This is a genomic window from Mucilaginibacter sp. (assembly GCF_028288105.1).
GTDB lineage: Bacteria > Bacteroidota > Bacteroidia > Sphingobacteriales > Sphingobacteriaceae > Mucilaginibacter.
On record NZ_JAQBOI010000189.1, the window covers coordinates 1 to 22819 of the forward strand.

Here is a 22819-nt window from a genome sequence, read left to right on the forward strand (position 1 = left end):
TCCCAGGCAGGCTTTCTGCTTAGGATATATGACCACAAGTAAGCCAAACAGGTTACTCGCTTCGTAAACTTTTTACCGGGTTGGCCAACGCCGCTTTAACCGATTGAAAGCTTACTGTTATAAAGGCGACCATTAATGCAAGGGCACCTGCTAACAGAAATACCCACAACGATATATCGATACGATAAGCAAAGCCCTGCAGCCACTTATGCATGGCAAACCAGGTAAGCGGGAACGATATAACAATGGCAATGGTAACCAGCTTTAAAAATTCTTTTGACAGCATACCTGTAATGCTCACCTCTGATGCACCCAGTACTTTCCTGATGCCTATTTCTTTCACCCTTTGGCGAATGGTGAATGCGGCCAGGCCAAATAAGCCCAGGCTGGCTATAATAACCGCCAGAACGCTAAAGGCTGTGAATATTTTACCGGTACGCTGCTCGGCTGTATAAAGCATTGCAAACTGATCGTCGAGGAAGGTATAGCTGAAGGGGCCGCTGGCATGGAAGCCGTCCCATTTTGTTTTCAGGTCGGTTAAAAACGGTTGCATATCGGCCGTTTTAACCTTTACAATTATTGATCCGTTGCTGTGTCCATACAACATCATTAACGGGGCAATTGCCTCTTTAGCCGATGAGTAATGAAAATCTTTAACCACACCAATTATAGTAAATTCGTGTTGGCCCGAGCGTACAATAGTTTTACCGATTGGGTCTGTTTTACTTAAACCCAGATCGCGTACAGCAGCTTCGTTTACAACAACAGCAGATGAATCCCCTGGGGATGCCGGTAAAAAATTACGGCCTAATGCCATCTTCATGCCCATGGTTGGTACATAGGTTTCATCAACATGGTAAATATTGGCGTGGATCTCGTTATGCGGCTGGTTCATAGCCGTAGGTTTCAAATATATTTGCGTACCATCATTAACGCGTACAGGCACATCGCTTGATATGGTTGCGTTTAACACGCGTTTATCCTGCAATAAGTTTTGTTTAAAAGGCTCAATATTATTCCCAAGCGTATAAGCATCATTTACAACTACCACCTGGTCTTTATCATAACCCAGTTTTTGGTTCTGCATAAAGCTTAACTGCTGATAAACCACCATCGTAGCTATAATAAAGCCGGTTGATATAGCAAACTGGAAAACTATAAGCCCACTACGCAATAAACTACGGTTACTTTGTGTATTGCTATTACCTTTTAGTACACTAAGTATTTTAAATGATGAGATAAAGAACGCCGGATAAATACCTGCGGCAGTACCTACAAACAAGGCTACCATTAATTCAATAGCAATGGCTTTATAGTTTAAATAAAACGCCATGGTAAGGTGCTTGCCGGCAACATCGTTAAAGTAGGGCAATAACAAGTAAACCAATACCAAGGCCAGCGCCATTGCAAACCCCGTAAGCAGTATAGATTCTGCCAAAAACTGCGATACCAGGTTGCTTTTTAATGAACCCAGCACTTTGCGGATACCCACCTCTTTTGACCGCTTAGCCGAAGCCGCTGTAGATAGGTTAGTAAAGTTGATACAGGCCAGTATCAATATAAATGCCGCTAATGCCCCAAATATGTATATGTATTGCAGATCTCCGTTTGCTTCGCGCTCGTATTTGGTATGCGATTTTAAGTGGATATCTTTAATTGGCTGCAGGGTAAAAAGAAACGTGTTTACTGATTTTTGTGCCTCGGCCAGGCTCACACCCATATCCTGTTGAATTTCGGGCACTACGTATTTAGCTACAAGATTTGGGAAATGGGCTTCCAGCTTTTTAGGATCGGTGTCTTTATTTAATAATAGGTAGGTGTAATAACCCAGATTGCTCCATGTTGCCCGCCTGCCGGTAATGTAGGTTATAATGCTTACAAAGCCATCGGCATGGAAATGCGAATTATCGGGCACTTTATTAATAACGCCGGTAACTTTCATTGATTTATCGCCAACGGTAAGCATTTTACCCATGGCAGCTGCATCGCCAAAATATTTTTTGGCCATATCTTTAGTAATCACAATGCTGTTTGGTTCGGTCATGCAACTTTTTGCATCGCCCTCAATTAAGGGGATAGAGAATAGTTCTAAAAAGTTAGCATCGGCCATAACAATAGCGGGCTCTTTAAACTGGCGATCATTATATTTAACAAACTGAGGCGAAAGACCTCCCAGGCGGGTGGACGCTGCTATTTCGGGATATGCATTTTTCATGCCATCGCCTACCGCGATATCAACTGAAGGATAAACGCTGCTGCCACCATTTTCGGCAACTCCCAGGTTTACCCGGTACAACTGGTTTGAATTTGCCGAATAGGTATCATAAGTTAATTCCTGGTACAAAAAGCCGCTAATGAGCATGCAACAAGCAAGCCCAATGGCCAGGCCAGACATATTAATGAACGAGAACACCTTGTTTTTAGTCAGGCTTCTCCAGGCAATTGTAAAATAGTTTTTTATCATGATAGTATGATATACTTAAAATCAATACCAATTATTTAACTAATTAATTATCAGATATTTAATAATATAAGAAAAGCGTTCGTATGTACGTTAACGTAACAGGGATTGTGCGGTTATGATACAGTATTTGAGGAAGATGTAAGAAATAAGAGTCAGGAAACAAGACTTAAAAAGCATTCTTGTTTCCTGACTCCTGTCTCTTGATTCTTAACTTATTCTGATCGTAAGCTTTTTACCGGGTTTGCCAGCGCCGCTTTTATGGCCTGGTAACTTACCGTTGTAATGGCAATAATTACGGTAATTAAACCCGCTAATGCCAGCATCCACCAGCTTAGTGTAATACGGTACTCAAATTTTTGCAGCCACTTGTTCAGCAACCAAACAGATACCGGAATGGCTAACACTATAGCGATGCCTACAAGTTTTAAAAAGTCTTTTGAAAGCAGAGCAGTGAGGTTAAATACCGTTGCACCAAGTACTTTACGTACACCTATCTCCTTAACACGCTGCTCGGCGGCATATGCTGCTAAGCCAAACAAGCCCAGGCACGATATAACAATAGCCAGGCCGCCGAAAAGATTAGACAGCGTAGCCAGCAACTTTTCGTTTTGGAATTTCTTCTCAAAATCACTATCCACGAATTTAACGGTTGGCGGGTAAGCCGGGTTAAACGTTTTAAGGGCTTTGTTTATAGCATCTATATTAGCGCTAATGCTTTTGTTTTGGTTCAAGCGCAGGTCAATGGTCGCGCCGTTATTGCCGCCGTAACTGGTTAACATAGGGCGGGTTTTTTCGTATGGGGATCCCCAAACAAAATCTTTATAAACACCAATAATGGTTAACTCGGTATCGCCCCATTTTATTAGCGTGCCTACTGGATTTTTAAATTTCATTATTTTAGCGGCCGATTCATTTATCATAACTGATTTGCCCGAAGTATCAGCCGGGTAAGCAGGTGAGAATTCGCGTCCGTCTATCAGCTTAACACCCGCCGTTTTGGTGAAATCATTACCTGCGCTAAACACGTCAAATAGTATGGTTTCGTCATCGCGTTTGCCGGGCCAGCTTACACCCCATGTATTGTTGCCATTTTCGGTAATACTTTGCGAAAATATGGTAGCGTTGGTAATTGTACCCGAACCTTTTAGCTGGTTTATCAACACATCGCTATTTTTTTGCAGGTCGCCTTCTATAGGTATCTCCACCAGGTTGTTCTTATCAAACCCTGCCGATTTATCCTGTACAAACTTTATCTGGCGATAAATACAGATGGTAGCGGTTATCAGGAACACGGCAAAACCAAATTGCACCACAACCAACACTTTACGTAAAGGCAATGCCGAACTACCGCCTTTAAACATGCCCTTTAAAACTTTTATAGGCTCGAATGACGACAGGTAAAATGCCGGGTAACTGCCCGCGAGCACGCCTGTGAACAGGCCAATGCCTATTATAGCTATCCATGTAAGCAAACTGCTGTACGGTAATGCTAATTGTATCCCCAACAAATTGTTAAAATAAGGTAAGGAAACGATCACTATAACAATAGCGACCACCGTGGAGAGCAACGAAAGAATAATTGACTCGGTGATAAACTGGCTAACCAAAGATGCCCTGCTTGAACCAATAGCCTTGCGGATCCCCACCTCTTTGGCACGTTCCTCTGACCGGGCGGTGCTCAGGTTCATGAAATTTACACAGGCAACCAGCAAAATACAGATAGCCAGGGTGATAAACAGTTTAATCTGATCTATCATCCCTCCTACAGGTTTACCATCAACAAACTCCGAATACAGGTGCAATTTGCTGAACGGATAAAGAAACAGCTGGTTCTTGTTGCCATCATTATGCCGTTCTACCATGTTTTTCATGATGGTATTGGCACGTGTTAATGCCGAAGGGTCTTTCAGTTGTACAACAGTACGCGCAAAGTTGCTGCCCCAATCGGCATTTTTTGCCCACGCGTTCGAATCTTCAAACATCACCCATGGTAAAACAAACTCAAACTGGAATGTAGCGTTCGCAGGTACATCCTCAATAACACCGGTAACCTTTAACGGCAACTGGTTATTACGTTTTACGACCTTGTCCATCGGGTCTTCATCACCAAAAAGCGTTTTAGCCAGTTTTTGGGTGATGATAATGGAATTTGGCGATTTTAACGCGCTGGATGCCGTGCCTTTTATAAAATTGTAGGAGAATATATCAAAGAAACCGTCATCAGCAAACAGGCCCGATTTTTTAAAGCTGTTGTTTTTGTAGGTTAGCAAACCCTCTGCGGTATAGGTAATAACCCTTACCGCGCGTACGGCATCCGGTATTTCGGTTTTAATGGTTGATGCTGCAAGCCGCGGTGTGGCCGCGAAGGTGTAGATCTTGCCATCGCCGGGCTGGTTGTTCTCAACAAGATATATGTTATCGATATTTTTAAACTGCTTATCGTAGTTTAAATGATAAGTTACATAAAGCAGCAAAAGCAGGCAACTGGCCATACCTAATGCTAATCCGCCCGAGTTAATTAACGAGAAACCTTTATGCTTGATAATATTACGCCACGCAATTTTGAAATAATTCTTTAACATATACCTCTTATTTTATGCTGTATTAATTTTATTTGAACGATACATTAACGGTACCATCGCCACGTACTTCAACCAGTGAACCGCCACCGTTAAGCTTGCCGGTTACCCGTTCTTTTTCTTTGTGGCCTTCAAATTTACCACTGATGTTAAAATTGACGTTGTTACCTCTAAGGTCAACATCTACACCCTGGCTGGCTGGTAATTCCAGATCTACGTGACCCGAATTGGCATCAATTTTTACATATTTACCCACACGCAACATTTGTACATGCATGCTACCAGCGCTGGTTGAAGCATCTACACTGCCAGACATAGCCGATAAATTAACACTACCGCCAGAAGTACCGGTTACCAATTCACCATCTATACTGGTGCCCCTAACACTACCACCACTGGTTTGCGCGTTGATAGTTCCTTTCAGGTTGGTAAGGTTTAATGACCCGCCGCTGGTTTCCAGTTTTATACGGCCTTCGCAATTATTTGCAGTTACACTGCCACCGCTGGTTTCCAGGTCAATATCCGGTTTTGAGTTTGAAACATTGATGCTGCCACCAGATGTTTCACCTTTAATAACACCGGTTAACCTGTCTACACTGATACTGCCGCCGCTGGTTTCAAAATTTTGGTTACCGGTTAAGTTATCCAGGTGAAGGCTGCCTCCGCTGGTATTAAGGTTTGTAGCGGTTTGCTTGTTCACATAAACTTTAAAGCCAATACTTAATGATCTTCTCCAGTTCATGTTGTTTCTGCGGCTTTTCGCGGTTGCATGCAATTCGCCATTCTGAATATCAATGTTAAGGATATAATCTTCCTCCAGGCGTTTCTTGATCTCTTCTTTGGTAAGGCTTTGGTTATTGTTGCCTACCACGTAAACATCAATATGGGGTTGCTGTGTACCCGCGCCACTTACCGAAATGCTACCACCACTGGTATTCACAAACACGGCTTTAATACCGTCGTTTGCTAACGCGCGGGTGTAATATGGTGTTTTGCTGTCCTGTGCCGAAGCAAAGTAAACCGGCGACGCCACCAATAATAAAAGGAAATACTTTTTCATAATGTTTAAGTTTATTAGAAGACCACTTTTTTAAGTAATTGGTTGCATCAGTTTGTATTTTTAGTTCATGGTGGAACTGCTATGAACCATGAACTATCATCTCACTCACTTCGTAAGCTTTTTACAGGGTTTGTTAATGCCGCTTTTATAGATTGTATACTTACTGTAGCAAAGGCTATAAGCGCCGCACCGCCACCGGCCAATAAAAATATCCACCAGTTAATGGTAATTTTGTAGGCAAAGTCCTGCAGCCATTTATCCATAGCAAACCAGGCTATTGGGCTGGCAATAAGTATGGCTATTACTACTAAACGCATCAGATCTGTTGATAGCAGGTTTACAATGCTGCCCACGCTTGCGCCTAATACCTTGCGGATACCGATCTCTTTCACACGCTGTTCTGCGGTAAAGGTTACCAGGCCAAACAGGCCTAAGCAAGCAATGCTGATGGCAAGAATTGTAAATATTAACAGGATTGTACCCTGCTTTTGTTCGGTTTGATATTGTGCCGCAAAATTCTGGTCAAGGAAGTGAAATTCGGCTTTGTTCTCGATATCAAAAGTGCTGTAAACTTTTGATATATAATTTAACGATGCCTGTACATTACCCCTGCTAATGCGCACATATAAATTGTCTTTATCTTTTGCTTCGGCCGGTAGCTCCATGGTCATCGGCGCTATTTTGTGCTGCAACGAATAGGTGTTAAAGTCTTTTACTACGCCCACAATGGTTTGCTCTATAACTTTGCCCTTCTCATCAACGCCAGTGCGCACACGCCTGCCAACAGCATCTTTCCAGCCCAGTTCTTTAACCAGGGTTTCGTTTACGATGATAGCATCTTTAACATCACTTGTAACGGCTTTTGAAAAGTTACGCCCACCAGCCATTTTTATCTGCAGGGTTGGGATAAAATCTTCATCGATCTGCAGGTTTTGGACAATCTTTGATTCGGAAGTTGCCTTACCATCGGGGCCAAGGTTAAAATCGCCGCCGCCTATATTGTTGTTGCCAATAGGGTTACCTGCTACGCCAACGCTTTCAATGGCCGGGTTTTGCAGTAACTGTTGTTTTAATGCGTCTACCCTGCCACGCACCTCGCGGTTATTAATATGGAAGGTAAGTGTTTGCGCTTTATTAAAGCCAAGGTCCCTTTTTTGGAAGTAATTTAATTGCTGGTAGATAATGCAGGAACCGGCTATCATTACAATGGTAATAACAAACTGAAATACTACTAATGATTTCCTGAAAAGTATGGTTGATAATTGGTTACCCAACTGTCCCTTCATGGCCGGTATAGTTTTAAAGCCCGAAAGGAATAATGCCGGATAAATGCCACTTAATATACCTGCCAATAAAGAGAATCCGATGAATATTACCGCTGTTTTTATAGCGCCAAATTGCAACAGTATCAAACTTTTACCTGATAGCTGATTGAAGTAGGGCAACACAAACTGGATAATGGCTGCCGCTAATAAGGTAGAAATAAAAGTAAGCAGAATGCACTCAGAGAAAAACATAACCATTAGCTGTGCCCTATCAGATCCTATCACCTTGCGTACGCCAATTTCTTTGATGCGGATGGATGACCTCGCTGTAGTTAAGTTAACATAGTTGATAATAGCGATAACCAGTATCAGCAAAGCGGTAATGCTGAACACATATACATAAGTGATATTACCATTAGAGCCCAGTTCATAGCTCAGGTTTGAACGCAGGTGAATATCTGTAAGCGGCTGCAGTTCCATTGTAAACTTCATTGGCCCCAGGTCATTCTTAACATGTTTGTTAAAGAAAGCGTCTCCGGCTGCCTCTATTTGTTTGTGATCATCATGATCTTTAAGTAACAGGTAGGTGTATAGGTTTGAATTGCCCCAGTTGCCGCCATAGCCTTTAGTATAATCGGCAGGTATGGCACGCAATGCTTTAAAGCTAAAGTGAGAGTTTACGGGTACATCGGCTATAACACCGGTAACGGTTGCCGGCTGGTCGCCAAGTATAACAGTTTTATTGAGAGCTTCAGCAGCATCGCCAAAAATATTTTCGGCAAGTGTTTTTGTAAGTACGATGGTCTGCGGTTTTGATAAAGCGTCTTTAGCATCGCCATACAAAAATTGGTAACTAAATATATTGAAGATGCTATTATCGGTAAACAATATACTGCCTTCGTTTATGATTTTATCACCATAAGTGATCTTGCTACCACCTTCGGGGTCTATGCGGCAGGCATCAACCACCTGCGGAAACTCGGCTTTTAAAGTTGGCGCGTATAGCGGCGAGGTAACTGCCAGGTCAAACTTACCACCGTTCCACTGGCCATGCTGGGCAACGCGGAAAATACGGTCGGCTTTGGTATTGTACCTGTCGTAACTCCATTCGTCGGTAACATATAACGCGATTAGCCAAAATGCCGCTATACCCATAGCAAGGCCAAATATATTAATGAACGAGAATGCTTTGTGCTTCTGCAGGTTTCTCCACGCAATTTTGAAATAATTCCTGATCATGGCGATGTTGTTTGACCAGATAAACTTAAATAAAATGCCAAATATATAATAGACTAATTATCAATATATTAACTCAATTATATATTTAGTAATACGTTCGTAAGTGTAACAGTATATGTTCGGTTATGATACAGTTTGCCCCTCCTAAATCCTCCCCGGTAGGGAGAACTTTTAAGCCTCTCTCTACCGGAGAGGGGTTTGGGGTGAGGCTTACTCGCTCCGCAAACTCTTAACCGGGTTAGCTATGGCTGCTTTAATAGCCTGGAAACTAACCGTTAACAAAGTTATTACTACAATAGATACTATGGCGATAAAGAATACGCCTGCACCAATATCAATACGATACGCAAAGCCCTGCAACCACTGGTGCATGGCCCACCACGATAGCGGGAAGGCTACTACAACGGCTATAACTACCAGCTTCAAAAAATCTTTAGTAAGCATAATGGTTATGTTATTTACCGATGCCCCAATTACCTTACGGATACCAATTTCTTTTTGCCGTTTTTGCGCGGTGAAGGCAACCAGCCCGAACAGACCAAGGCAGGATATGATGATAGCCAGTGCCGAAAAATATCCCGCTAATACAGATACCCTGGTTTCGGTTTCGTACTGTTTCTGGTAAGCCTCGTCCAGGTAATTATAAGTGAACGGGAAGCCCGGATTATACGATTCGTACATTTTTTGGATCTGCGCGATGGTCTCTTTCTGCTGACTTCCTTTTATCCTTATCATGATCTTAAACCATGGATTTATGCCCTGCCCCAACAGTATAAAAGTTGGTTTTACCACATCGTGTAACGATTCGAAATGAAAATCTTTAACCACACCAATTACCTGGAATGGCGTATCGCCCCATTTGATGGTTTTACCAATAGGGTTTTTAAGGTTAGTGGCCTTTGCTGCCGTTTCGTTGATTATGATTTTATTATTATCGTCGCCAAAGCCCTTTGTAAAGTACCTGCCCGCGGCCATTTTCATATCCATGGTTTTTATAAAGTTATAGCCGGCCCACATACCCTCAAAATAAACATTCTGGCGAGGATTTTTGCCTTCCCAGCTCAAATCGGCCGAACCAAAATTACGGCCAATAAGGTTGTGTTGTGTAAAACTGGCATTTACCACACCGGGGATAGTTTTTAAAGCCGTAGTAAAATCGTCTTCATTACCCTGTAATTTACCTTCCGAATCAATCCTGATCACGTTATCTTTGTTATAACCCAGCTTGGTTGATTGTATAAATTGTATTTGCCTGTATACAACCAATACTGCTACTATCAGCATTGCTGATAACGTAAACTGAAACACCACCAAACCTTTACGGGCAACAAGTTCGGCAAATGATGATTTAAGCTTCCCTTTTAAAATAGCTAAGGGTTTAAACTTGGATAGATATAACGCCGGGTAGCTTCCTGATAAAAGACCTGTAAATACAGTAATGCCTATCAACACGGTCACCAGCGGCAAATCAAACTGCATTTTTATATCCTTGCCCGTAAGCAGATTAAACTGTGGCAATAACAACCAGGCAACCACAATAGCCACAATCATTGTAAATATCGCCATCAGTAACGATTCGGAAAGGAACTGGATAATGAGCTGACTGCGTTCGGCACCTACAACTTTTTTAATACCCACCTCTTTCATCCTGCCCGATGCTTTGGCGGTACTCAGGTTCATGAAATTGATACAGGCAATAACCAATATAAAAATGGCTATCAGCGAAAACAACTTTACATACTCGTAACGGCCGCCCACCCTTGCACCGTGGTTAAAGGTATTTTGCAGGTAGTTATCAGAAAACTTCATAGCAAAGGCGCTGCGTGTAGTATCGCCGCTATTTTTGGTAACAGTGCCGGCAATGCGTTGGTTAAAAGCATTAACATCGGTGCCTTTTTTTAGCAGGATAAAATTATGCGGGCCACCATTGTTCCAGGTTTTAACCCATCCCTGAACATCCGCCAGGTAATCAAACGATAACACAAAATCAAACTGCTGCGATGAATGAACGGGCAGCTTTTCAAATACACCCGAAACAAAAAAATCTTTATCATGCTGAAACTTAATGGCTTTACCTATGGCGTTCTCGCTTGTGCCAAAAAGTTTTTTTGCAAGCTCGTCAGATATTACAATAGAGTTTTTATCATTAAGCACTTTCCCCCGTTCACCATCAAGCATTTTAAAGGAAAATATATTAAAGTAATCTTTACCGGCATACTGCCCCCATGCTTTAATATTTTTATCTCCGGATGAAAGGGTGAATTTCTGATACCAGTCTGCAGGTGCAACGGCCGCGGCATAAAGCACTTCGGGGTTTTGCACTTTCAAAACTTCACTTACCAGACCCGATGATTCATCTGTAAGCCCTTGGTTTTCTCCACCTTTGCGGTGTTCCATAACCTGGTAAACCTGGCTATCATTCTCAAAAAACTTATCATAGCTTACCTCATCGTGTACCCATAAATAAATGAGTAAGGTACAGGCAATGCCCGCCGAAAGGCCAACCACATTCAATAAAGTAAACTGTTTATCCTTTACCAGGTTGCGCCATGCAATTTTGAAATAGTTCCTTATCATGATGTTTGAAATTTTAAAACCCAGATCCTAAACCCTAACCATAATCTCTATTCGCTTCGCAAACTCTTAACCGGATTTGCCACAGCTGCTTTTATAGCCTGGAAACTGATGGTTGCAAAAGCTATAATCACCGCTATAATACCTGCCAGCAGGAACACCCACCATTGCAGATCAATACGGTAGGCAAAGTTTTGCAGCCACATATTCATAAGCCACCATGCCAGCGGCGATGCTATCACCAATGCTACAATTACCAGCACAATAAAATCTATAGATATCAAAGACACAATACCGGATACCGTTGCGCCCAGCACTTTACGGATACCAATCTCCTTACCACGTTGCTCGGCGGTAAATGCTGCCAAACCAAACAAACCAAGGCACGAAATAATAACCGCCACTACTGCAAATACCGACATTAAACCAGATGATTTTGCATCGTTACGGTATAACTTATCAAACTCCTGATCAAGGAAAGTATAAGAGAACGGTTCGCCGGGGAAGTTTGCCTTCCAAACATCTTCTATTTTTTTTATGGCATCAGCTTGTTTGTTAGCTGCAACCTTTACCAGGTAATTTGTGCTATAATCGTCGTTATTTCTGAATACAACAGGGCCTATCTTATCATGGAAGCTACGGTAGTTGAAATCTTTAACCATACCTATCACCTGCCCGGTATCGCCCTGCGCTACAAAGCGCTGACCAATGTAGGGTTTATGAAGATTAAATTGCTTCGCGGCTGTTTCGTTGAGTATAAAATTATGCTGATCAGCTTTGCCCGGTAAAAACCACCTGCCGCTTGTCATTTTCAAGGTCACTAACTTGGTATAATCACGGTCTACACTAAAATAGGAAATTGCGGGGTCAAAATCTTTTGGGCGGCCGTCCCAATCGGCACTGCCCGATGAATAGCTGCTATTATTTTGGATAGACTCCAACCCTATTAATGATACCGCCTGTACCGGCGATTGCTCTAACAAGGTTTGCTTTATAGTTGCCGTTACTGCTGCACGTTTTGCATCGTCGTATTTACGAAGCAACTTGTATGAAATATTGAACGACATAATCTGCTCGCGGTTATAACCCGGGTTTTGTGTGCGTATAAACGCCAGTTGCCTGTAAATAGTGATCACCCCAATTATCAGGAATATTGAGAAAGTGAACTGCACAACAACCAGCCCTTTACGCAGCGAGCTATCTTTTAAACGCAATACGCTTGCCCCCCTAAAGGTGTTTAATGGTTTAAAGGATGACAATAGCAAGGCCGGATAGATGCTGTTTAAAACAATAGTGGCAAGCAAGGTACCCAGCAGTATCAGCCATAAATAGCCCGAACTTGCCGATATAACAAAATTGCGTTCGCTAAAGCTGTTAAAGGCGGGCAAACAGGCACTAACAATAATAACAGTTAATACCAAAGCCATAAAGCTTATTAATGCCGATTCGGCAACAAACTGCGTAAACAACTGATCACGGCCGGCACCAACTATTTTTTTAATGCTTACTTCTTTGGCACGTAAACTGGCCCTTGCCGTAGTTAAATTAATATAATTGATACAGGCAATAAGTAAAAGTAGTATACCCAATACCACAAATATGTAAACCACCTTTTTATCGCCATGTATGATATCTGAACTTAGCAGATCGTTCTCAAAGTGTATACCAGCCAGCGGCATCAAACCTATCCTGGTTTCTTGCTCCCGCTTGTGGTTGATATCCATTATCGATTTTAATTTGGCCGATATTTTTTTAGGATCGGTACCCGGATGCAGCTTTAAGAAAGTTTGGTAATAAAAATTCCCCCACTGCAATTCGTTTTCTTTTTCTTTAGGTACCATCTGCCTGGCCGCGACAGGTAAAAGCACGTCAAACCTAAAACTCGAATTTGCGGGAGCATCTTTCACAACAGCCTGCACCTGGTAATCAGTAGAATCTATCCGTATTGTTTTACCCACGGCATCCTGGTTGGCAAAATACTTTTTTGCCTTAGTTTCTGATAATATGATGCTGTATGGGTGCTGATTGAATGATATGGAGTTACCGCTTAAAAAATCATATTTAAATACATTAAACCACTCCTTATCTACATAAGCCGCCTTAGTTTCGGGGAAAAACTGACCGTTAATGTTAAAGTATAACGGCGTATACGACATCACTTTTAAACGGGTAACGTTATCAACCTCGGGCAATTGTTTTTTAGCTTCTTCGCCCAAATTATATGGCGAGCTTTCCCAAAGCCAGGTGCTGGTTTTATCAATGGTGAGATAAGTTTTTATCCGGTAAATATTTTCGGCATCGGGTTCCTGCCTGTCAAAACTCAATTCGTTATGTACCCATATAAAAATGAGCACGGCGGCAGCCATACCAACAGATAAACCGGCAATATTAATAAAGCCGGTTGTTCTGTGTTTCCAAAAGTTTCTCCACGCGGTTTTGAAGTGATTTTTTAACATGCAAATCGATATTATATTATGATTTTATTTAGTTGTCTATCTTGATACCTGATACTAAATTTATTCTGACCGTAAACTTTTAACCGGGTTGGCCGTCGCGGCTTTCATGGTATTAAGGCTTACTACTATCATGGTTAAAAGCAATATCAACGCCCCTACACAGGCAAACAGCCAAATACTGATATTGATATGGTAGGTGTACTTTTGCAGCCAGTTACTCATCAAGTACCAGGTTAATGGCACCGCAATAACAAAGGCTACCAACACCAGCTTTAAAAACTCGGTTGATATTAGCATTAACAGTTGTTGTACCGATGCTCCCATTACCTTACGCACACCAATTTCGCGGAAGCGTTTCTCTATAGTGAATGATGCCAACCCGGCTAAACCTATACAGCAAATGAATATGGCCAGGCCTGCAAATATGTTGGTAATGCGGCTTATCAGCTCTTCAGTTACAAACTTTTTACCAAACTCCTGGTCTACAAACTGGTACTCGAACAGGTTTTGCGGATTGTATTGTTTAAAAATAGGCTCCATTGCCTTGATGCCGGCTTTGGGGTTAGTGCCATCCTTGAACCTTATATTGACCATGCTGGAGTTATTGGGGTCATAATAGATCATTAGTGGTTCCACTGGGTCATATGGCGACGCCATAACAACGTTATCTATTACGCCGGCAACGGTAAACTTCCTGCCGTAGCGCATTTCCATACCAACAGGGTTTTTCAATTTCATGGCCTCAACAGCGGCTTTGTTAAGTAGCATTACAGATGTATCGCCCGGTGTCTTGTTAAAATCTCGGCCCTGTAATATTTTAATGCCCATGGTTTTTGTAAAGTCAGCATCGGCATTCAGTCCCGAAAAAATAATATCGCCATTTGCGGTCTTACCGGCGTAATCAGGCGAGCCCGATTTCCACCAAATTTGTGTGATGGGCGATGATGTACGGGTTACCGCGCTTACTAACCCGGTATTCAGCAGGTCTTGCTTAATGACCGTGTAGTTTTTATCTATATCGCTTGACGATGGCACCATCACCAGGTTATCGGGATTATACCCAATGCTTCGATTTTTAATATGCTGTATTTGCTGGTAAACAATAACGGTAGCCGATATCAGCAGTATCGACATTACAAACTGCCCAACAACCAATATACGCCTTGGTAATACAGCGCTTCTACCCGCCGCGAATGTGCCCTTAAGTACCTTAACCGGATTAAACGATGAAAGATATAAAGCCGGATAACTGCCCGCAACCACACCGGTGAACAGAATTATGATGAGCGCGCCGATCATAAAGAACGGCTCAAAAATGCTCAAATGAAGGTTTTTACCAACCAGCGAATTAAAGAATGGCATCAGCAGGTAAACAAAACCCACCGAAAGCACAAACGCGATCAGTGCCAGTATAATAGATTCGAAAAAGAACTGGGTAATAAGCTGCCTTTTATCAGAGCCTAAAGTTTTGCGGATCCCCACTTCTTTGGCACGTTTCTCTGAGCGTGCGGTACTCAAGTTCATGAAGTTTACACAGGCAATGAGTAATATGATGATGGCGATAACGGTGAACATGCGTACGTACTCAATCATCCCCCCTACGTTTTTACCATCCTTCCACTCGCTGTATAAATGCCATTTATTCATGGGGAAGGTATAATAAGTGCTTATCTTATCCTTGGGTGCATTGTCGTGTTTTATCTTGTCGATATACTTATCTACAGCAGGCATATTTGCGCCCGGCGTAGTTTCAACAAATACATTATGCGATGAATTATTCCATTCCTTCATGCGGTTCTTCACATAATCAGATGTGTAATCAAACGGTTGAATAAAATCAAATTTGAAGGTAGAGTTACCCGGAGGATCGGCTACAACAGCCGCTATTTTGTAGCTTAGCTGGTTATCAAGCCTTACAGATTTATTCATAGGATCATCATTCCCGAAAAATGATTTGGCTGCAGATTCTGTTATAATTATCGACTTCGGGTCTTTAAGTGCCTCGGTTGGGTCACCCTTAATTGTTTTCCAGGTAAACATGTTAAAGAACTGTTCACTCGCCTGGTAAAGGTCTTTTTTAAGTTTGGTATTGTTATACTCAACCAGGTGCGATTCCTGGTGCGAGGTAACTACCGTTCTTACAATTTGCGGATTACCACCTTCCAGGGTTTTAGCCAACGGAAGCACCATATTAGGGTCGGTGAAAATGGTGGGCTTAAAATCGCGCGTAGCCATTACCTGGTAAATATTGTCGTGGTCTTTGTGAAACTTATCAAATGCTATCTCATCTTTCACCCATAAAAAGATAAAGATGGTGCAGATCATACCAATAGTAAGCCCCAAAATGTTGGTTATAGCGAAACCCTTGTTCCTGACAAGGTTACGCCATGCAATTTTTATATAGTTCTTTATCATGATATTGGTGATTAGTCATTTATTCGGAACGTAAACTTTTAACGGGATTAGCCAGCGCGGCCTTTATTGATTGTATGCTGATAGTTGCCAATGCAATTAATGTGGCACCACCACCGGCAAACAAAAACACTACCCAGCCTATATTTATTTTATAAGCAAAATCTTGCAACCAACTGTTCATGGCAAACCAGGCGATGGGCATGGCTATTACAATTGCTATAATAATAAGCACCATAAACTCGGTAGCCAGTAGACTTATAATTTTGGCAACACTTGCGCCAAGTACCTTGCGGATGCCTATCTCCCTTGTTTTTACCTGAGCCGAGTACGTTGCCAGCCCGAATAAACCCAGGCACGATATTACAATAGCGATGGTGGCAAACAGGTTAAACAGCGAGCCCTGCTTCTGTTCGGTTGTATAAAGCTTGGTATAGGTTTCATCTAAAAAGGCGTAGTTAAACGGTACATCGTTATTATACTGCTTCCATGAGGCCAGTGCCGCGCCTATGGCTTTTTGCGCGTCGCGGCCGGTTGTTTTCACATACACCCTCCACGAATAGTCAGGCTGATATTGAAAAACCGCGGGCTCAATTTTTTTATGAATTGTGGTAAAATGGAAATCTTTAACCACTCCTATGATAGTGCCGTTTCGGGTTTGAATACGCAGGCGTTTACCAACCGGGTTTGTAAGCCCCATCTCCTTTACAGCGGTTTCGTTGATCAGGAAGTGTGCCGAATCGGCTACAGCACCTGTAAAATTAGCGCCCTCCAGTATCTTCACTTTAAAGAACGGGATAAAGTCCTTATCAGAATAAATCTGGGTAAACCACATGTTTGAATTTGTAGGTTTGCCATCCCAATCATTATCACCTGTAGAGCTACCGCTTTGTATAATATCAGCTCCGGCCCGGGTTACTGATAACACTGCCGGGTTTTTCAGCAAATCGGTTTTTACTACATCATAATGCTTCTGCATTTCGTTACGCATATTGAAGGAGAAAACGTTTTCCTTATCGTACCCCAGATTTTTATTGCGGATATATTTAAGCTGGTTGCCTATAACCAATGTGCCGATGATAAGAATGATTGACACCGCGAACTGCACTACTACCAATATTCGCCTGAAGGCTACGTTACCTATACTGACAGATATTTTGCCTTTCAGCGCTTTTAATGGTTCAAAAGATGATAACAGTAATGCCGGATAAATGCTTGAAGCCGCAAGCGTACCCAACAAGGTTAGTATAATGCAAACCCAGATGTTATAGTTTTGAAGATCGAACGCGATCTGCTTACCCGAGAACTGGTTGAAAGATGGTAACAGCACATACATTAGTATAAATGCAAACACAGCCGCTATTACAAACAGCAAGGTGGTCTCTACCATAAACTGCATGAAAAGCTGGAATTTGCCCGCGCCGATAATTTTACGCATACTTACCTCCTTTGCGCGCAGCATAGAGCGTGCGGTTGAAAGGTTTACGTAGTTGATACAGGCAATAACTAATATCATTAAAGCAACAATAGCAAAGGTACGTACCGTTGAAAATCCTCCATCTGTGCCATCTGCCTTGTAAAGGTGCATTTTAAGCAGTGGCTGAGTGAGGTATGGTACCGGCGCATCTTCGGGCTTGTTGCGCTCGTGAATGGCCTGTAGTTTTTTCTCGAGTGCGGCTGCATCTATTTTATCATTATTTAGCAACAAGTAGGTTTGAAACCTAAAGGCCGACCAGTCGGCATCTATTGATGAAACAACAGTTTTATTATCGTAACTGGTTTTACTTTTCACGTAGGCCAGATAATTAAACCTGGACATCGGCATTAACACATGGTATTGAAAGCTTGAGTTAACCGGATAATCAGGTATTATCCCGGTAACCTTGTTCTGCTCATCCTGGCCGGTAATAACCACCTTACCTATTGGGTCCTCGTTGCCAAAATATCTTTTGGCGGTACTCTCGGTAATAACCACGGAATTGTTATCGGGAAACGGGTTACTTTTGTCGCCTTTTATTAATTTAAAATCAAACACAGTAAAGTATGATGGATCCACAAAGGCAAAATTTGACTCGTAAAAAATCTTGTCTTTGTATTTAAATGGAGCATCGCCAAGTGCTATAATGCGTACGGCATCTTTAACCTCGGGGATCTCGTTTTTGGCGAATGTGGCAACCGGCCCTATTATGTTATTGAAGATCTGCTTACTGATGCCTGTACCACCAACGATGCCTACCTTATAAATTTTATTGGCTTTAGAGTTGGATCTGTCAAAGCTTAACTCATCCTGCACCCAAAGCAGCATAAACAAACCTACCACAAGGCCTACTGTTAACCCGGCTACGTTAATGGTAGCATAAAACTTATTGCTTATAATGTTACGCCAGGCGGTTTTTAAATAGTTTCTGATCATGATATTAAAAATTCTAATTCCTAAATATTAAACTCTAATTGGCTAACCACAACCCTACTCAGAACGCAAACTCTTAACCGGGTTTGCCAGTGCTGCTTTAATAGCCTGGAAACTCACCGTTATGATTGATATAAGCGTTGTTAAAAACGCGGCTATGGCAAACACCCAAACACTGATATCCACACGATATGAGTAATGCTGTAACCAATCGTGCATAAAATAGATAGCGATTGGCGTGGCGAATAAGAAAGCTATGCCCACCAGCTTCAGGAAATCTTTCGACAGCATGGTGGTAACGCCCATTACAGATGCGCCTAAAACTTTGCGTACACCTATTTCCTTTATCCGGTTTTGAGCCATATAAGTTGCCAGGCCAAACAAACCCAGGCAGGATATAAATATGGTTAAGCCAGCAAATAAGGAAGCCAATACACCAATACGCTGTTCATCTGCAAATTTCTTGCTATACTCATCATCTACAAAGTGGTATTCAAACGGGTATTCTGAATTGAATTTTTTGAATACCGCTTCGGCCAGTTTAAGGTTTTCTGCCGTAGTGTTTTTTTCGTTAAGTTTAAAATGGATAACATTGAACCACGATTTTGGCCCTTGTATGATCATTGGTCTAACCGGCTCGTATGGCGATTGCAGAATAAAATCTTTTACAACACCTACTACCTTCATTTTTTTATCGTTATTCCTTAAAATTTGCCCTACAGGCTGTTTAAAGCCCATTATCTTTACAGCAGCCTCGTTAAGTAATACCGCAAGCGAATCTGAAGGGTAGGTTTTAACATCAATATCCCGCCCGTCTACAATTTTAAGGCCCATGGTTTTTGTAAAGTCGCCATCAACATTAAATATATTGAAGTCTAATTTTTCCTTTTCATTCTTACCATCCCAGGTGAAATCCCATGTATCGCTCCATCCCTCGGTCATGGGCGCGCTGGTTTTGGTTACCGCTGTGGCGGCCCCGCTTGTTATTAATTCGTTGCGGATAAGCGAATAATTCTTTTCTATATTACCCTGCATCATGGTATAAACCAGGTTATTCTTTTTATAACCGATGTCCCGGTTTTGGGCAAACTCCAGCTGCTGCCTCACAATAATGGTAGATATTATGAGTACAATAGCAAATGTGAATTGAGTAACAACCAGGATCTTGCGTGGTGAAAAAGCCGCGTTGGCTGCTTTAAATGTGCCTTTTAAAACTTTAACCGGCATAAACGATGACAGGTACAACGCAGGATAGCTGCCAGATACCACACCTGTAAACAGGATAAAGGATAATACGATTAACCAAAATGAAGGGCTGCTGAATGGTACAAATAGGTGTTTTTGAGTAAGGGTGTTAAACGCGGGCAACGATAGCTCGATAATTATCAATGCCACAACACCGGCAATTAACGCGATCATTATAGATTCGCCCAGGAACTGTGCTATCAGGCTGCTTTTTGACGCGCCTACAACTTTACGGATCCCTACTTCTTTAGCGCGTTTCTCGCTGCGGGCGGTACTCAGGTTCATGAAGTTTATACAGGCAATTAACAATATAAAGGCTGCTATAACGCTGAATAGCTTTATGATATCTATTCGGCCGCCTACTATTTTGCCATTCTCGAATTTTGAATATAGCCTCCATTTAGTTGCGGGATGCATAAACACATCAATATCTTTAATATCTGAATGGCTGCGGGTAATATCTTTTACACGGCTATTTATATATGCTTCGGTGATACCTGGTTTTAACACCACAAAGGTTTGTACGGAGTTATTGCCCCTGTTTTTATCTTCACTTTTGTTTAATTTTTCCCAGTATGACCAAGGCATCAGGTATTCAAAATCAAACTCTGTGTTATTTGGCAGATCTTTCATTACACCGGTCACAGTAAAGAAATCTACGCTATCTATCTTAACGGTTTTACCCATAGCATCCTCGTTACCAAACAATTTCTTAGCTGTTTTTTCGGTGATAACAATATTATTCATGCTGTTAAGTGCAACCTTAGGATTACCCTGTATCAGTGGAAAGCTGAACATGGTTAGGAAATCAGGATCGGTAAAATATCCGGGCATATTTAGGTGCTTATCACCAAGGGTAAACAGAAAGCTGGTAGAGTTTATACGTGCGGCTTGGTCTACCTGCGGATAATCCTGTTTTAAAGCCTTCATCATTGGTTTTGGCGTAGTGCCCCAGCACCAAAGCTTACCATCAAAAACCGACCTGTTATACATTTGGTACAACCTATCTTTATTTTGATGGAACTGATCATAGCTCACCTCGTTTTGCACCCACAACAATATAAGCGCAGCACTGGCCATACCTACAGCAAGGCCGGCAATATTTATACTGGTGAAACTCTTGTTTTTCAATAAGTTACGCCAGGTTATTTTTAAATAATTCTTAAACATCTATCACCGTTTTATTGGTTACTAACTCCGTTAATTATCTTGTTTCTTGATTCTTATATCTTGAATCTATTTTTTACTCATTCTTTAAGCTATCTACCGGGTTTGCCAGCGCTGCCTTAACAGACTGAAAACTGATGGTAACAAATGCTATTACCAATGCCCCTGCACCCGCCACGGCAATTACCCACCATTGTATGGTTATACGGTAGGCAAAATCCTGCAGCCATTTGGTCATTACAAACCATGCAATTGGTGAAGCAAGTATGATAGCGATGCATACCAGCTTTATAAAATCTTTTGACAGCATGCCAACAATAACAGATACATCGGCACCTAAAACCTTGCGGATGCCTATTTCTTTGGTACGTTGTTCGGCAGCGTAAGCAGCCAGGCCAAATAAGCCCAGGCAGGCAATTATGATAGCCAGTGATGTGAATATCACAAAGATTGTCCCGATACGTTGCTCGGAACGGTACGATGCATCAAAATCCTGATCCATAAATGAATAGTTGATCTGCACATTTGGCGATAGCTCGTTCCATTTATTTTTTATCTGGGCCATTAGCGCGGTAATGTTGGAAGTGCTTACCCGGATACCCAATGCGCCTGAGTTTTGGCCCAGGGTTATTACAACAGGTTCTATTTTTTCGCGGAGCGAATTGAAGTGAAAATCTTTAACCACACCAATTATATGGCATTCTTTAACATTTTGGACACCTCCTTTACGGTCGCCACCTAACGATTGATAGATGGTTTTATTTATAGGATCTGCAAACCCCAGGAACTTAGCGGCCGCTTCATTTAAAATAACTGCCGATGAATCCGTCATCATCTCTTTAGAGAAATTACGCCCTGCAGCCATTTTCATATCCATGGTAGGTATGTAGTCAGCATCAACCTCCCAGCTTTGCGGAAACAGTGATTTCTTTTGATCAAAGGTGGCATCTTTAAAATAAATACGGGTGTTTCTCCAGCCGTTAGTAGGTAAAAAGCCTGTCATGGTGGCGCTTTTAACACCCGGTAGTTCCGCTAATTCCTGTTTAAATACTTTAGCCTCATCTTTCAGTTCAGAGGAGTTTTGTACTACAAGCACCTGGTTACGGTTATAGCCCAAGTTTTTGGTTTGGATAAAGTTTAGCTGGTTGTAAATAACCAATGTGCCAATAATAAGCAGTATAGATACAAAAAACTGGAACACTACTAAAAAGCTGCGTAAGCCACCACCTTTAAAACCTGCCGAAAGTTTACCCTTTAAAACATCGATGGGTTGAAATGCCGAAAGAAAGAACGCCGGGTACGAACCTGCAAGCGAACCTATCACCAATACGATAAGTAACAACGATGGAACCAACCACTTAAGCGACTCAACTGTGAGTATTATCCCTTTACCAGATAGCTGATTGAAAAACGGCAACACAGCTGCGGCAGCAATCATTGCTATAACTGTTGCCACAAAGGTTACCAGTATAGACTCGGCCAGGAACTGGAGTATTAGATATTTACGTGATGAACCTAATACCTTGCGCACCCCTACCTCGCGCGCACGGCTTGACGAACGGGCTGTGCTCAGGTTCATAAAATTTACGCAAGCTATCAGCAATATAAACAGGGCAATGGCCGAAAATATATAAACGTATTGCGTAGTGCTGTTTGGGCCAAGCTCACCTGAGCGATTTGATTTTAGGTGGATATCTGTCAACGCGGTAAGGTTCATCCGAAAATGGCTGCCGCTCTTTTCAAATTGGGCAACGCTCATGCCCAACTCTGACTGCATTTGCGAGCCACTAAACTTTTGTAAAAACGCAGGGAAACTGGCTTCCAGTTTTTTATGGTCTTTAGCATCTTTTAATAATACGTAGGTATTATAATCACTTCTTAACCATTCGTTTGAACGGCTATCCGGAAAGGATTCTAAGGACACAAAAAAATCAAAGTTAAAGTGCGA

Annotated in this window: 10 protein-coding genes; all 10 read right to left on the reverse strand. The window is 42.0% G+C overall.

Annotation, left to right across the window (positions count from 1 at the left end; all coding sequences use genetic code 11):
- Nucleotides 1–52: 52 nt before the first annotated feature.
- Nucleotides 53–2464 (reverse strand): ABC transporter permease, encoded by a 2412-nt coding sequence (locus JWQ85_RS13090; protein ID WP_299468640.1) that lies wholly within the window; start codon nucleotides 2462–2464, stop codon nucleotides 53–55.
- A gap of 212 nt (nucleotides 2465–2676) precedes the next feature.
- On the reverse strand, nucleotides 2677–5046 hold the full coding sequence (locus JWQ85_RS13095; protein WP_299468642.1) for an ABC transporter permease: 2370 nt from the start codon (nucleotides 5044–5046) through the stop codon (nucleotides 2677–2679).
- A gap of 28 nt (nucleotides 5047–5074) precedes the next feature.
- Nucleotides 5075–6103 carry a DUF4097 family beta strand repeat-containing protein gene (locus tag JWQ85_RS13100; RefSeq protein WP_299468644.1) on the reverse strand — a complete coding sequence of 343 codons (1029 nt, stop codon included), beginning with the start codon at nucleotides 6101–6103 and terminating at the stop codon, nucleotides 5075–5077.
- 101 nt (nucleotides 6104–6204) lie between these two features.
- Nucleotides 6205–8607 (reverse strand): ABC transporter permease, encoded by a 2403-nt coding sequence (locus tag JWQ85_RS13105; protein ID WP_299468646.1) that lies wholly within the window; start codon nucleotides 8605–8607, stop codon nucleotides 6205–6207.
- A gap of 210 nt (nucleotides 8608–8817) precedes the next feature.
- The gene (locus tag JWQ85_RS13110; protein WP_299468647.1) at nucleotides 8818–11184 is read right to left on the reverse strand and encodes an ABC transporter permease; all 2367 of its coding nucleotides are present in this window, start codon (nucleotides 11182–11184) and stop codon (nucleotides 8818–8820) included.
- A 47-nt stretch (nucleotides 11185–11231) separates the two neighbouring features.
- Complete coding sequence (locus JWQ85_RS13115) at nucleotides 11232–13637, reverse strand: ABC transporter permease (protein ID WP_299468649.1); 2406 nt, start codon at nucleotides 13635–13637, stop codon at nucleotides 11232–11234.
- A 60-nt stretch (nucleotides 13638–13697) separates the two neighbouring features.
- Complete coding sequence (locus tag JWQ85_RS13120) at nucleotides 13698–16052, reverse strand: ABC transporter permease (protein WP_299468651.1); 2355 nt, start codon at nucleotides 16050–16052, stop codon at nucleotides 13698–13700.
- A gap of 19 nt (nucleotides 16053–16071) precedes the next feature.
- On the reverse strand, nucleotides 16072–18462 hold the full coding sequence (locus JWQ85_RS13125) for an ABC transporter permease (protein WP_299468653.1): 2391 nt from the start codon (nucleotides 18460–18462) through the stop codon (nucleotides 16072–16074).
- Between the two features lie 54 nt (nucleotides 18463–18516).
- Nucleotides 18517–20874, reverse strand: a complete 2358-nt coding sequence (locus JWQ85_RS13130; RefSeq protein ID WP_299468655.1) for an ABC transporter permease — start codon at nucleotides 20872–20874, stop codon at nucleotides 18517–18519.
- Nucleotides 20875–20947: 73 nt separating this feature from the next.
- On the reverse strand, nucleotides 20948–22819 hold a 1872-nt coding region (locus JWQ85_RS13135), incomplete at its 5' end, for an FtsX-like permease family protein (RefSeq protein ID WP_299468657.1).

Excerpts from the sequence above, each read along its gene's own strand:
- JWQ85_RS13090 (WP_299468640.1), bottom strand. The coding sequence starts at position 2,464 with ATGATAAAAAACTATTTTACAATTGCCTGGAGAAGCCTGACTAAAAAC.
- JWQ85_RS13095 (WP_299468642.1), bottom strand. The coding sequence starts at position 5,046 with ATGTTAAAGAATTATTTCAAAATTGCGTGGCGTAATATTATCAAGCAT.
- JWQ85_RS13100 (WP_299468644.1), bottom strand. The coding sequence starts at position 6,103 with ATGAAAAAGTATTTCCTTTTATTATTGGTGGCGTCGCCGGTTTACTTT.
- JWQ85_RS13105 (WP_299468646.1), bottom strand. The coding sequence starts at position 8,607 with ATGATCAGGAATTATTTCAAAATTGCGTGGAGAAACCTGCAGAAGCAC.
- JWQ85_RS13110 (WP_299468647.1), bottom strand. The coding sequence starts at position 11,184 with ATGATAAGGAACTATTTCAAAATTGCATGGCGCAACCTGGTAAAGGAT.
- JWQ85_RS13115 (WP_299468649.1), bottom strand. The coding sequence starts at position 13,637 with ATGTTAAAAAATCACTTCAAAACCGCGTGGAGAAACTTTTGGAAACAC.
- JWQ85_RS13120 (WP_299468651.1), bottom strand. The coding sequence starts at position 16,052 with ATGATAAAGAACTATATAAAAATTGCATGGCGTAACCTTGTCAGGAAC.
- JWQ85_RS13125 (WP_299468653.1), bottom strand. The coding sequence starts at position 18,462 with ATGATCAGAAACTATTTAAAAACCGCCTGGCGTAACATTATAAGCAAT.
- JWQ85_RS13130 (WP_299468655.1), bottom strand. The coding sequence starts at position 20,874 with ATGTTTAAGAATTATTTAAAAATAACCTGGCGTAACTTATTGAAAAAC.